The sequence below is a fragment of the Pedobacter sp. GW460-11-11-14-TSB4 genome (genome assembly GCF_059423705.1).
Window position 1 is genome coordinate 76224 of the sequence record NZ_JBWKYI010000020.1, and the last position, 12513, is coordinate 88736.

Sequence of the window (12513 nt, forward strand, 5' to 3'; positions counted from 1 at the left end):
AGTTTTACAACAATTAACATAACAAACACACAGATATGAAACGTCTAATTTATACAACACTTTTGGTAAGCGGGCTTGCCGGTGTTATGGCTCCAGGTGCTTTTGCTCAACAGGATAGTACCAAAAAGAAAATGGATTATAGTGAAGGACATGGCATCATCATTAAAACCAAAGCTGCAGATTCAGTTAAAAAAGGACGTTTCGTAGGTGGAATTACTTTTACAAGGGTTGATTTGGGCTTCTCCAGATTAATCGACAATGGCAGCTTTAACTTATCTCCAAACAACGATTTCTTGGATTATAAAGGTGGTAAAACCAGTACATTCTCTTTCGATGTGTTACAATTGGGCTACCGTTTCAACTCTAACTTTAAAATTTATGTAGCAGGTGGATTCGACTGGACATTAATTCGCTTAAGAAAAGATATTACCATTGCTAAAAATTCTAACGAATTTGTATACACCGATCAGGCGCCTGTACATTTTTCAAAAAACCGATTCTCGAGTAGCTATGTGCATATTCCCTTAAACTTCGAATTCCGTACTAGCGAAAACAAAAACAGCAAAAGATTTTACCTGGTTTTAGGCCCGGAGGTGAGCTTTTTGTTAAACGGAAAAATTAAACAGATAAGTGAGGAACGTGGTAAAGAAAAACAATATGATAGCTATCACTTTCAATCGGTTCGTTACGGCGGAACCATTAGGTTTGGTTATGGTGGTATAGGTTTATTTACCAAATATTACTTTAACGATATGTTTACTACCGCACAGCAAGCTGGTTTAAAGAACATGAGTTTCGGGGTTACCTTTGGCTTGAATTAACCCCTAAATCCCCTACAGGGGACTAATAAATTCTCCCAATGGGCAGAGAAAATTAATGCACAAATAAAACAGATCCTGTTTCGGTTAGGCGAGACAGGATTTTTTGTTTTATAATGTTTTTAGAAACATCGTAGGGGTTAGCACACTTAGTTTACTTTTTTTGTAGTCTTTAGTATTTCGCGTAACTATAACATTAATTGATCCATGGTTTTCAGCAGAAAAATTCTGGAGGGCATCTTCAAAATCAGAAAATTCGGAATCGATGGATTGTAAGATAACCTCTTTGTTCACAATTATTACATCCAAAAAGTTTAATAAATCCTTTATGCCTTGTAATATCGATTTAGGGCTATGTTCTTTTCTTAATAAATAATAGATGTTAGCAATAGCGATCCCAGTTACAAAACCTTTTAGTTTTCCAATCTCACACAATGCTAAAACTTTTGATGAATCGTCAGAAAAAGGTTTTCTATCAAGAAAATAGTCAAGAATAATATCTGAATCTATTAATACATTACTGATTTTCATTATTCAGGTATTTTTGATATCGCTCTTCTCTGATTTTATTTAATTCTTCTTTATAGTTAAAATCTGGAGACATTTTAAATGCACCTTTTAACGATTTCACTATTGGCGGGAGCTCATCATCTTTGCTCGCGACTTCTTCCCTTTTGGTTACAGCTTTTAAATAATTTTCTACCACCGCAGACAGGCTTCTGCCTTGCTGTTCTGCATAAGCTTTAGCTTGTTTAATTACAGACTTATCTATGGTTAAGGTTAGTTTAGTGTTCATGGCTCTATAATTACTGATGTCAAGATATATTGATGTAAAGATACATAGATGTCTGTATACGTGCAAAAATAAAATATAACACACGTGTAATTTTGTTTACGCTTAAACCCTCCTCCTCAAAACCCTCTACCTTTTTCTTATCTTTACCACGTGAGCAATACCATAATCAGTGTTAAAAATTTAACCAAGCAATATCAGGCAGAACAAGCCGGCGGAATTAAAAATGTAAGTTTCGAGATTAAACAAGGTGATGTAGTGGCCATTATTGGCGAGAGCGGAAGCGGAAAATCGACCTTACTGAAATCCATTTACGGGCTGTTGAAAACCGATGAAGGTGAAATCTTTTTCGAAGATAAAAGGGTTAAGGGACCTGATGAACAACTTATCCCGGGCCATAAGCAGATGAAAATGGTTACACAGGATTTTTCATTAAATATTTATGCCAAGGTTTACGATAATATTGCCTCACAGTTATCGAATACCGACCTTAAAACCAAAGCCGAGAAAACGCTCCAGATTATGGAACACCTTCGGATTTTACCACTTCAAAATAAAAAAATTATTGAACTGAGCGGGGGAGAGCAGCAGCGTGTGGCCATAGCAAAAGCTATGGTGGCCGATACACAGGTTTTACTTTTAGATGAGCCTTTCAGCCAGGTTGATGCCCTCCTTAAAAACCAGCTCAGGGCAGATATTAAACGAGTAGCCTCAGAAACCGGTGTTACCGTAATTTTGGTTTCTCACGATCCGGCTGATGGTTTGTTTCTGGCCGACCAGTTACTGATCCTGAAAAACGGAGAACTGTTGCAAACAGGAAAACCTTCCGAAATTTATCAGCATCCAAAACATATTTATACGGCCCAGATTTTGGGCAATGCTGTGGTTTTATCTCAAGCTGATGCTGAAAAAATTGGTTTAAAAACAGAAAGAAATTCGGTGGTATTTTACCCTGAATGGGCCGAAATAAGCAATAGCTGGAGCAGCAGGCGGTTTGAAGTAAAAGATGTGTACTACAAAGGTTTTTATGACGAACTGCTTTTAGAAAGAAATGGGGTCAGCATCCGTGCAATACAACTGAACAGAGGAGCGCACAAAAAAAACGACTACGTTCAATTGAACATTAGTCGTTTTTTAGCGTTTTAAAATATTAACTATAAATCGTTTCCAACAAGGACTATCTTAACCCTTACTGTTGACGTTGGTTTTATTGGAGTTGTGGCCTGGTAATCTGAACTTTGTACATCAATAGATACGCCACCTTTGTATACCTCATAGCTATAAGCATCTACATTATAAACAAATGGTAGGGCGATGTAACTTGCGCCGCTATTGTAAGAAATGTAAACTAAAGTTCCTTCATTATCAATATGGAACTGGTCTATTTCTGGAACGGCAATATTCGCGGAAAATGTTTTTCCATCACTACTTAATACCCAGGCATTAGCAGAAATATCTCTAACTACAGTTAAAATTGCGTTGCTCGGTTGAACAATAGTGTCTTTTTTGCAAGAAGCCAGACCTAGTGTGGCTATGCAAAGCATTAAGATGGTAAGTTTTTTCATTGTGATTAGTTTTTATTTGTGTGTGTGATATGGCTATTACAAATCTGCTGCCAAAAAAAATAAATCGGAGATTTATGGATTAATTATTGTGCAACAGATTAAATACACAAATATTAGCACCCTATTTTTCTTATGATGAAGCTCTTCTTTCGCCTCTTACCCTGGTTAATTTTAGTCGTTGCAGGGTATTTATTTATCTCTAAAAAGTTTAGTATCAATACCTCTGTAGAAAGTAAACACCAGCTTTTGGTCGATAAAATTGAAGCTATTGGCAAATTAGAGCTGGTGAGGTACCAGATTAGCGATGTTTTAGAACACAAAAATAAAACAGATTTTTTGCCCGAAGCCAGTGTGTTGCTGATTGTTAAAGCCGAAGCCGTAGGCTGTATCGATTTAACGAAAATTACCCGCGAAGATATTGATATTGAGGCGGACACTGCTGTAGTAAATTTACCACAGCCTGAAATATGTTATGTAAAAATAGATCATAAAAACTCCCGCGTTTACGATACCAAGATGGCTTTCTTTCGTGAAGCTGATTTAGTAGACGAAGCGTATAAAGCAGCTGAAAGGCAAATTACTGCTGAAGTTAAAAAATCAACCATTTTAACGCAAACCAAAACCAATGCTACAACAGTACTTAAACCGATTATTGAAGGATTGGGCTATAAGAATGTGCGGTTTACCTTTGAATGAGGTGGAAGGTAAAAGGTTTAAGGCGGAAGGTTCCTAGCGATCGACACACTAGATCACGTCATCTCGACTGAAGCGCAGTGAACTGGTGAGATCTAAATCAAAAATGTCTCGAGACAGGTTTAGCTTAGCTGAGCACTACGTGGTTCTCGACTGCGTTGCACTCCGTTCGAAATGACGGCATTTATTAATATATACCCAAACTTCCCGACCTCCGTCTTATTTTATAAAATCTTCCCTATGTGGATTAAAAATATCGATTAGTAATCCAGCTGTTAAACAAACCACGCCATGGAATACATTTGATGGCGCAAAGAAAACGTCGCCTTCGTTTAAGATTTTTTTACCATCGCCCATGCTCACCTCAAAACTTCCTTTAGCTACATAACTCATTTGCAAATGAGGGTGATTGTGAATGGTCCCAATGGCATCTTTTTCAAAGTCTACTTTAACCAACATCAGCTGATCATCATAAGCCATAATTTTGCGTTTAACGCCTCCGCCTAAATCTTCCCAATCGATATCATTGTCAGAAATTAATGCTTTGTTGCTTAAGTCTTTGAAATTCATTTTTTATAAGTTATGTCATGTTGAGCTTGTCGAAACACCTGGATTGTCCTTCGACAGGCTCAGGATGACAAATTAGAATAATTGATCATCATTCCTACTAAAGTGGGAATCTTAAAGCTTATTGCATTACGATTCCCAATCAAGTTGGGAATGACGACTCCTACTTTGTATACGCTGCGAAAAAACTCTTTGTTCGCTGTGGTTAAAATCCTTAAACCAAATATTCAAACAAAGTCTGGTCCTGGTTTAATTCGATAATTTCAAATTTAAAATCTTTCATGCGCTGTAATAAACTGGCATAATCGTTTTTATTAGAAAGTTCGATACCAACCAATGCGGGGCCATTTTCTTTGTTCGTTTTTTTAATAAACTCGAAACGGGTAATATCATCCTGTGGACCTAAAACCTCGTTTACAAATAATTTTAAAGCACCTGGTCTTTGCGGGAAACGTACAATGAAATAATGTTTCAAGCCTTCGAAAAGTAACGATTTCTCTTTAATCTCCTGCATGCGCTCAATGTCGTTATTTCCACCGCTTACAATACAAACCACCGTTTTACCTGTAATCTGGTCTTTAAGCTGATCTAATGCAGCCACAGAGAGTGCTCCGGCAGGTTCAACTACAATGGCATCTTCATTGTACAACTTTAATATGGTTGTACAAATCTTTCCTTCAGGAATTAAATGCATCTGATCCAGCAGCTCCTTACAATATTCATAGGTGATGTGGCCAATTCTTTTTACAGCGGCACCATCCACAAAACGATCTATCTCTTCTAAGGTAAAAGGGCCGCCATATTCCATTGCCGTAACCATTGATGGTGCACCCAGCGGCTCAACACCAACCAGTTTCACTTCAGGTTTAACGGTTTTCATATAAGCGCTTACGCCTGATGCTAAACCACCTCCGCCAACCGGCATTACAATCATATCCAAATCAGGCAGATCTTCATAAATTTCTACACCAACCGTTGCCTGTCCTTCAATTACTTTTTCATCATCAAAAGGTGGAATAAAAGTAGCCGATTTTTCAGCACTATAGGCCAAAGCTTCTTTTAAACAATCGTCAAAAGTATCGCCCACTAAAACAACTTCAACATTGTCGCCACCAAACATGTAAGTTTGTTTAACCTTTTGTTTCGGTGTAATTTCTGGCATAAAAATAACGCCCTTAATACCAAGTTTTTTGCATGAATAAGCTACACCTTGCGCGTGGTTACCTGCACTTGCACAAACTACACCGTTAATTAATGCATCTTGTGGCAAAGAGCTAATTTTATTGTAGGCACCACGTAATTTGTATGAGCGTACAATCTGCAGGTCTTCTCTTTTTAAGTAAATATTGGCATTGTAATGCGCAGAAAGTCCGGCGTTAAACTCTAAAGGCGTACGTTTTACCACGCCTTTTAACCGTTGCGATGCAGATTGAAAATCTAATGTATTCGGTGTTGTTGTATTCATAATTTAGTATCAAGAAGTGAGATTTTAGTCAAGACTTAATTTCACTTATATATTTTTTGTAAAGCAGGCTTCGGTGTTCTATTGGTTATTGAAGTCCTGCTTTACATTTTATTCCGCTGCGCTTCATGCCCATTCCAATCAGGTTTAGGGAGCAAGCTTGTGTTTCAAACTTAAATCCTCCCCCTGCCCCCTCCAAAGGGGGACACCCCTCAAAGTTTTTAAGGCAATTCGCCAATCGCTTTTAGCTTTAGTCTTTAACCTTTTGGCTTTTTAAGCCAAATGCAAAGCAACCAATTGGTTTAAATCCTGGTCGTTTATACCTTGTTTGCTATCAGCCAAAACCAAAAATTGTTTATAAACAATATCTAAATGATCTTTTTCCAATTTATGGCCTAAACGGTCTAAATGGTGTTTTAAAGCATGGCGTCCGCTTCTTGCAGTTAACACAATAGTTGCATCAGGGAAACCAACATCTTCTGGTTTAATAATTTCGTAGTTCTCGCGGTTTTTCAAGAAACCATCCTGGTGGATACCTGAACTATGTGAAAATGCATTGCCACCCACAATTGCTTTGTTCGGTTGCACCGGCATATTCATCTGGTTACGCACCATGTGGCTCATTTCATAGAAACGGGTCGCATCAATCTGGGTATTTAAACCTAAAATCTTGTGCGTTTTCAAAATCATGACGACTTCTTCCATTGATGTATTGCCTGCACGCTCTCCGATACCGTTAATGGTACATTCTACCTGGCGTGCACCATTTTGCAAACCTGCGATAGAATTTGCTGTAGCCAGGCCTAAATCGTTGTGGCAGTGCACAGAGATAATGGCTTTGTCGATATTTTTTACGTTTTCTTTTAAGAAAAGGATTTTCGAACCATATTGGTCTGGCAAGCAATAACCGTTCGTATCGGGAATATTAACCACAGTTGCACCGGCAGCAATAACTGCTTCAACCATTTTGGCTAAAAATTCAATATCAGCACGACCGGCATCTTCTGCATAAAACTCAACATCTTCCACAAATTTTTTCGAATACCTTACGGCTTCAACCGCACGTTCTAAAATTTCTTCGCGGGTACTGTTAAATTTATGTTTAATGTGGAAATCAGATGAACCAATCCCAGTGTGAATACGCGGTCTTTTTGCATAACGTAAAGCATCAGCAGCAACATCAATATCGTTTTTATTTGCACGGGTTAATGCACAGATTATGGGGTTGGTTACCGCTTTTGATAATTCAATTACACTGTTAAAATCCCCAGGACTAGATACCGGGAAACCAGCCTCAATCACATCAACACCTAAAAGCTCAAGTGATTTAGCGATTTCTACTTTTTGGTTTGTATCTAACTGGCAGCCTGGAACCTGCTCACCGTCACGCAATGTCGTGTCGAAAATATAAACTTTGTTCGGGTCGTGAATCATAATCTTAAGTTTAGGAAGTGATTAATTTTTGAGATAAGAATTTAAGGACCAATTTGCCCATTTCGGCTGTGCCTAAAACTTTAAATCGGTTGGTACTTTGGTCGGCAATATCATGTGTTCTAAAGCCTTCTTTCAATACCTGGTCGATGGTATCAACCAATAATTTGGCTTCTTCTTTTAGTCCGAATCCAATTTCTAACATTAATGCTGCCGATAGGATAGAAGCCAATGGATTGGCTAAATCTTTACCAGCAATATCGTGTGCAGAGCCATGGATAGGCTCGAAGAAACCTGTGCTTTCGCCAACAGATGCAGAAGCCAGCATACCCATTGAACCTGCAATTTGCGAAGCCTCATCTGTCAAAATATCGCCAAATAAATTGGCCGTTAAAACCACGTCGAATTTTTTAGGGTTTTTGATCAATTGCATGGCTGCATTGTCGATAAACATGTGCTCGGTTTCTACATCAGGATATTGTTTTGCAATTTCCTGAACAGTTTCGCGCCATAGGCGGGAACTTTCTAAAACATTTGCTTTATCTACTGAACATAATCTTTTGTTACGTTGTTGTGCCGCCTGGTAAGCTTTATGTGCAATGCGTTCTACTTCGTAACGGTGGTAAATCATCAGATCTGAAGCCGTATTGCGATCTTCAGAACGTGTTTTTTCGCCAAAGTATACGTCACCGGTTAATTCGCGGAAGAACAAAATATCGGTTCCTCTCAAAATTTCCGGTTTGATGCTCGATGCCTGAAGAAGTTCATCAAATAGTAATATCGGGCGGAGATTGGCAAATAAACCCAGTTCTTTACGGATTTTAAGCAAACCTTGTTCTGGTCTAACTTTTAAACTAGGGTCGTTATCATATTTGGCGTGGCCTATTGCCCCAAAGAGGATTGCATCACTTTGTCTTGCTTTTTCTAAAGTTTCGTCTGGTAAAGGTTCACCAGTAACTTCAATAGCCGCATGGCCCATTAAGGCCTCTTCAAACGCAAATTCATGGCCAAAAATCTCGGCAATTTTTTCTAACGCTGCTTTTCCCCAAGTGGTCACTTCGGGTCCAATACCATCTCCAGGTATTACTAAAATGTTCTTCTTCATTGTACTAAACGTTTTCTAGTATAGTTTCGACGACTTTTACTTCGCCTTTTTCTAACAATATTCTTTTTTCTATGCAGGCTGGCAGCTGCGATTCAAAATGGCCAACATAAATTAAGGTCATCCCATTGCTGCACAATTCATCAACCAACTGGTTAAAATGTCGTGTTTGCTGCTGGTCTAAACCCTGGCAAGGTTCGTCCAGAATTAATAGTTCAGGATTTTTTATAATCGTCCGCGCTAACAATACCAATCGTTGTTTACCGAGTGGAAGTGCGGTTAATAATTCATTTTTGTTTTCGGTTAATCCAAAATATGCAACAAGTTCATCAACCTGTGTGCTTTTAGTGTAGGGTAATACCTGAAATAAGCCAACCGTATCGTAAAAGCCCGAGGCAATACTTTGCCAAACGGTAGCAGTGGCATCGAAATACCAGTGAAACTCGGGCGATATCAATCCGATATGCTGCTTAATATCCCATATACTTTCGCCACTTCCACGTCTGTTGCCAAATAAATAAAGTTCGTTGGCATAAGATTGGGGGTGGTCGCCATTTACCAGGCTCAGTAAAGTAGACTTCCCTGAACCGTTATGGCCTTGTAAAAGCCATTTTTCTCCAGCCTTAATTTCCCAGTTGATATTTTTTAAAACCTGTTTCTCGCCATAGCTAATGTTCACATTAACCATTTTTACGATATCCTGAGAACTGTAAACAGGCGATTCTTTTAGGAAAGCCGGAATTTTCCTCAAGTGGATTTCGGTGTTTGCCACACTTTCCAGAGTCTCCACCTTAATAAGCTGTCCATCTCTTATCTCAGCAAAAGAATTGATGCTGGTTGGTAATTCGGTCTCATTACAGATCAGGATCAATTGAACACCTTCTTCTGAAACCTGATCCAATAAAATGTTCAGGTTTTTACGCGAAGCAGCATCAAGACCAGTGTACGGTTGGTCTATAACAAGCAATTGTGGTTTTAACCATAAGGCTTTAACCAGTTGCAGTTTTTTATGTTCACCACTGGATAATTCGATTAATTGTGAACTGGCGAATGTTGCAAATCCTAATGCTTCTAAAATGGGTTCAACCTGATCGAAGTGCAAGCCTTTTTCTTTACCATAAGAAACCAATTCGGCATGAACGGTTAACGTTTCTTTGGCCTGCTGACTGGTGTAACGTTGTTGGTAATAAAAATTGGCAACGCCCTCTAAATTTTTAAACTGATACCAGCTTTCTACATAAAGCACTTCTTTTGGAAGTTTGCTCAGTTCATCGAAATCAATTTCTATGTTTCCCTGAGTTTGAATCAAGCCTGCAATTGCTTTTGCTAACGATGTTTTTCCGGTTCCGCTTTTACCACCTATTACATAACTTTCGCCAACATTCATTTCCCAATACAAATCCTTTAGCACCGCTTTATTGCTGTAACTTAAGTTTAAATCCTGTATGTGAAGGAATGGTTTAAACATTATTTTTCTCCTTTCGGGATGATACGCTGATTTTTTTACTTTGGTCTTTATGCTTTAGTCTTATACCTTTTTCAGGCCTTCAGGCTTTTACCTTCTACCTTCTTCAAATTCTTCAATTAATTGTTTTTGGTTTAAGATGAAATCGATATCATCATAACCATTGATCAAACACGATTTTTTGTAAGGATTGATCTCAAATGATTCCTGAGCACCAGTTTCCACTATCGTAACGGTTTGATTTTCTAAATCAACCTCTAAGGCCGATTTTGGATTGTTGTCAACCGCCTTGAAAATCTGCGCCAGGAACTCATCACTTACCTGGATGGGTAATAAGCCATTGTTCAAAGCATTTCCTTTAAAGATGTCTGCAAAGAAACTGCTGATTACGGCATCAAAACCAGCATCTTGAATAGCCCATGCAGCATGCTCGCGACTACTGCCACAACCAAAGTTTTTTCCGGCTACTAAAACCTGACCGCTGTAGGTAGGATTATTCATCACGAAATCAGCTTTAGGCTGGTTATCGTTCTCATAACGCCAATCGCGGAACAAATTTTCGCCAAAACCTTCGCGGGTAGTCGCTTTTAGAAACCGCGCAGGGATAATCTGGTCGGTATCGATGTTCTCTATGTTTAAAGGCACTACTGCCGATGTTAATTTTGTGAATTTTTTCATTTTTTAATGATGATTACACAGATTTAAATGATTTCACCGATTGAGGGGCGATTTCATTGATTTAATATTTATAATAACCCTCAGTCTTCTACTCGTGTAAAGTGTTCAACTGTTGGAAAAGGATCATAAAAGTGATGTAATAACTTTTTCCAATCCTGGTATTCTGCTGATCCTCGGAAACCTTCGGTATGTGCCTCCAGTGTTTTCCAGTTTACCAGCAGGATATATTTATTTTCTACCTCTATACATTTTTGAAGCTGATGCGAAATGTAACCTTCCATCGAAGAAATGATTTTTTGCGCTTCGTTAAAAGCTTGCTCAAAATCAGCTGATAATCCAGCTTTTACATTTAATATGGCAACTTCTAGAACCCCCAACCCCCTTAAGGGGGCTTTAAATTGAGTGCTGGTAATATTATTATTCATCTTGCTAAAGTCCCCTTTAGGGGATTTAGGGGTTAACCTTCTACTTTATCCAACAAATCCCTTACGTCTGTAATTTTTCCTGTTACGGCTGCTGCGGCTGCGGTAAGTGGACTGGCCAATAAGGTACGTGCATTTTGTCCTTGTCTGCCTTCAAAGTTTCTGTTCGATGTAGATACACAATATTTACCTGCAGGAATTTTATCTTCATTCATTCCTAAACAGGCACTGCAACCCGGCTCGCGTAACTGGAAACCAGCGGCCTCGAAAATTTTATCCAAACCTTCGTTTTTAGCCTGTTGTTCTACCTGTTTCGATCCCGGAACAATCCAAACGGTCACATTATCTGCTTTGCGTTTATCTTTAACAAAATCGGCAACTTCTCGTAAATCTTCAATGCGAGAGTTGGTACAGCTTCCAATAAACACATAATCAACCGGTTTTCCGATCAAAGATGAATCGTCATCAAAGCCCATATAATCCAATGCTTTCTGGTACGAAAGTTTTTCTTTTTCTGGTTGTGCACCAGTTGCCGGAATATGTTCCTGAATGCCCATTCCCATTCCAGGGTTGGTACCATAGGTAATCATTGGAGCAATATCTGCAGCATCGAAGGTTAAAACGCTATCGAATTTCGCATCAGCATCGCTGTATAATGTTTTCCAATAAGCTAAAGCTTTATCCCACTCTTCGCCTGCAGGCGCAAATTCTCTTCCTTTAATGTAATCGAAAGTGGTTTGGTCTGGTGCAATTAATCCACCACGTGCACCCATTTCGATACTCATGTTACAGATCGTCATACGGGCTTCCATACTTAAAGCCTCGATTGCCGAACCTGCATATTCGATAAAATAACCTGTACCGCCAGCGGCAGAAATTTTGGCAATAATGTATAGGATAATATCTTTTGCCCCAACACCTTTTCCAAGTTCGCCGTTTACCTCGATTTTCATGGTTTTAGGTTTCGACTGCAATAAACATTGCGTTGCGAAAACCTGCTCCACCTGCGAAGTACCGATACCAAATGCAATGGCACCAAAAGCACCATGTGTGGAGGTATGGCTATCGCCGCAAACCATTGTTTTACCAGGTAAAGTAATGCCCAATTCAGGACCGATAACATGCACAATGCCTTGAAAAGGATGTCCTAAACCATAAAGCTCTACTCCAAATTCTGCGCAGTTTTTCGTTAACATATCAACCTGATAGCGCGAAAGCTCCTCTTTAATCGGCAACAATTGATTTAATGTAGGTACATTATGATCGGCAGTTGCTACAGTCTGCTTCGGACGAAAAACAGGTAAGCCTCTTTTGCGTAAGCCATCAAATGCCTGCGGAGAGGTTACCTCGTGTATTAAGTGTGTATCAATGTATAAAATATCAGGAAATCCTTCTTCACTTTTTACAACGTGAGCATCCCAAATTTTTTCTACTAATGTTTTTGACATTTTAACCCCCTAGCCCCCTAAAGGGGGAATTTAAGTTTGTAATTATTATTTTTATAAGACCTGTCCAAA

General features: G+C 38.9%; 14 protein-coding genes. 3 read left to right on the forward strand and 11 right to left on the reverse strand.

Features of this window, described 5'->3' with window-relative positions:
* The first annotated feature begins 35 nt into the window (after positions 1 to 35).
* Positions 36 to 821 carry an outer membrane beta-barrel protein gene (locus AC07YT_RS18055; RefSeq protein WP_086547581.1) on the forward strand — a complete coding sequence of 262 codons (786 nt, stop codon included), beginning with the start codon at positions 36 to 38 and terminating at the stop codon, positions 819 to 821.
* A 108-nt stretch (positions 822 to 929) separates the two neighbouring features.
* Here the strand turns inward: AC07YT_RS18055 and AC07YT_RS18060 are convergent, their stop codons facing one another.
* Entirely contained in the window at positions 930 to 1349 is a 420-nt protein-coding gene (locus AC07YT_RS18060) for a PIN domain-containing protein (protein ID WP_494945443.1), read from the reverse strand.
* On the reverse strand, positions 1336 to 1614 hold the full coding sequence (locus tag AC07YT_RS18065) for a DUF6364 family protein (RefSeq protein ID WP_086547580.1): 279 nt from the start codon (positions 1612 to 1614) through the stop codon (positions 1336 to 1338). The genes AC07YT_RS18060 and AC07YT_RS18065 overlap by 14 nt, the downstream gene beginning before the upstream one ends.
* A gap of 150 nt (positions 1615 to 1764) precedes the next feature.
* Between AC07YT_RS18065 and AC07YT_RS18070 the strand changes: the two genes are divergently transcribed.
* The gene (locus AC07YT_RS18070; RefSeq protein WP_086547579.1) at positions 1765 to 2757 is read left to right on the forward strand and encodes an ABC transporter ATP-binding protein; all 993 of its coding nucleotides are present in this window, start codon (positions 1765 to 1767) and stop codon (positions 2755 to 2757) included.
* An 8-nt stretch (positions 2758 to 2765) separates the two neighbouring features.
* Here AC07YT_RS18070 and AC07YT_RS18075 read toward each other — a convergent pair whose 3' ends face one another.
* Complete coding sequence (locus AC07YT_RS18075; RefSeq protein WP_086547578.1) at positions 2766 to 3176, reverse strand: hypothetical protein; 411 nt, start codon at positions 3174 to 3176, stop codon at positions 2766 to 2768.
* 132 nt (positions 3177 to 3308) lie between these two features.
* On the opposite strand from AC07YT_RS18075, the gene AC07YT_RS18080 reads away from it, so the two are divergent.
* The gene (locus AC07YT_RS18080; protein WP_494945444.1) at positions 3309 to 3872 is read left to right on the forward strand and encodes a DUF4230 domain-containing protein; all 564 of its coding nucleotides are present in this window, start codon (positions 3309 to 3311) and stop codon (positions 3870 to 3872) included.
* A 216-nt stretch (positions 3873 to 4088) separates the two neighbouring features.
* On the opposite strand, the gene AC07YT_RS18085 is transcribed toward AC07YT_RS18080, so the two are convergent.
* The 8 genes from AC07YT_RS18085 to leuC all read right to left on the reverse strand — a co-directional run bounded on the left by AC07YT_RS18085 (position 4089) and on the right by leuC (position 12444).
* The gene (locus tag AC07YT_RS18085) at positions 4089 to 4439 is read right to left on the reverse strand and encodes a cupin domain-containing protein (protein ID WP_086547576.1); all 351 of its coding nucleotides are present in this window, start codon (positions 4437 to 4439) and stop codon (positions 4089 to 4091) included.
* Between the two features lie 211 nt (positions 4440 to 4650).
* Positions 4651 to 5901 carry a threonine ammonia-lyase IlvA gene (gene ilvA, locus AC07YT_RS18090; protein WP_086547575.1) on the reverse strand — a complete coding sequence of 417 codons (1251 nt, stop codon included), beginning with the start codon at positions 5899 to 5901 and terminating at the stop codon, positions 4651 to 4653.
* 270 nt (positions 5902 to 6171) lie between these two features.
* A complete protein-coding gene (locus AC07YT_RS18095; protein ID WP_086547574.1) occupies positions 6172 to 7332 on the reverse strand; it encodes a 2-isopropylmalate synthase in 1161 nt (386 codons plus the stop codon).
* A gap of 10 nt (positions 7333 to 7342) precedes the next feature.
* On the reverse strand, positions 7343 to 8434 hold the full coding sequence (gene leuB, locus AC07YT_RS18100; RefSeq protein WP_086547573.1) for a 3-isopropylmalate dehydrogenase: 1092 nt from the start codon (positions 8432 to 8434) through the stop codon (positions 7343 to 7345).
* A gap of 4 nt (positions 8435 to 8438) precedes the next feature.
* Positions 8439 to 9899, reverse strand: a complete 1461-nt coding sequence (locus tag AC07YT_RS18105) for an ATP-binding cassette domain-containing protein (protein ID WP_494945445.1) — start codon at positions 9897 to 9899, stop codon at positions 8439 to 8441.
* An 87-nt stretch (positions 9900 to 9986) separates the two neighbouring features.
* Complete coding sequence (gene leuD / locus AC07YT_RS18110) at positions 9987 to 10574, reverse strand: 3-isopropylmalate dehydratase small subunit (protein ID WP_086547571.1); 588 nt, start codon at positions 10572 to 10574, stop codon at positions 9987 to 9989.
* Between the two features lie 80 nt (positions 10575 to 10654).
* Complete coding sequence (locus tag AC07YT_RS18115; RefSeq protein ID WP_086547570.1) at positions 10655 to 10999, reverse strand: antibiotic biosynthesis monooxygenase family protein; 345 nt, start codon at positions 10997 to 10999, stop codon at positions 10655 to 10657.
* Between the two features lie 32 nt (positions 11000 to 11031).
* Positions 11032 to 12444, reverse strand: a complete 1413-nt coding sequence (gene leuC, locus AC07YT_RS18120) for a 3-isopropylmalate dehydratase large subunit (RefSeq protein WP_057931990.1) — start codon at positions 12442 to 12444, stop codon at positions 11032 to 11034.
* Positions 12445 to 12513: the final 69 nt, after the last annotated feature.

What these genes read in the sequence shown, in the direction of transcription:
- leuC (WP_057931990.1), bottom strand. Translation starts at nt 12,444, where the DNA reads ATGTCAAAAACATTAGTAGAAAAAATTTGGGATGCTCACGTTGTAAAA.
- AC07YT_RS18075 (WP_086547578.1), bottom strand. Translation starts at nt 3,176, where the DNA reads ATGAAAAAACTTACCATCTTAATGCTTTGCATAGCCACACTAGGTCTG.
- leuB (WP_086547573.1), bottom strand. Translation starts at nt 8,434, where the DNA reads ATGAAGAAGAACATTTTAGTAATACCTGGAGATGGTATTGGACCCGAA.
- ilvA (WP_086547575.1), bottom strand. Translation starts at nt 5,901, where the DNA reads ATGAATACAACAACACCGAATACATTAGATTTTCAATCTGCATCGCAA.
- AC07YT_RS18055 (WP_086547581.1), top strand. Translation starts at nt 36, where the DNA reads ATGAAACGTCTAATTTATACAACACTTTTGGTAAGCGGGCTTGCCGGT.
- leuD (WP_086547571.1), bottom strand. Translation starts at nt 10,574, where the DNA reads ATGAAAAAATTCACAAAATTAACATCGGCAGTAGTGCCTTTAAACATA.
- AC07YT_RS18065 (WP_086547580.1), bottom strand. Translation starts at nt 1,614, where the DNA reads ATGAACACTAAACTAACCTTAACCATAGATAAGTCTGTAATTAAACAA.
- AC07YT_RS18095 (WP_086547574.1), bottom strand. Translation starts at nt 7,332, where the DNA reads ATGATTCACGACCCGAACAAAGTTTATATTTTCGACACGACATTGCGT.
- AC07YT_RS18080 (WP_494945444.1), top strand. Translation starts at nt 3,309, where the DNA reads ATGATGAAGCTCTTCTTTCGCCTCTTACCCTGGTTAATTTTAGTCGTT.
- AC07YT_RS18085 (WP_086547576.1), bottom strand. Translation starts at nt 4,439, where the DNA reads ATGAATTTCAAAGACTTAAGCAACAAAGCATTAATTTCTGACAATGAT.
- AC07YT_RS18105 (WP_494945445.1), bottom strand. Translation starts at nt 9,899, where the DNA reads ATGTTTAAACCATTCCTTCACATACAGGATTTAAACTTAAGTTACAGC.
- AC07YT_RS18060 (WP_494945443.1), bottom strand. Translation starts at nt 1,349, where the DNA reads ATGAAAATCAGTAATGTATTAATAGATTCAGATATTATTCTTGACTAT.
- AC07YT_RS18115 (WP_086547570.1), bottom strand. Translation starts at nt 10,999, where the DNA reads ATGAATAATAATATTACCAGCACTCAATTTAAAGCCCCCTTAAGGGGG.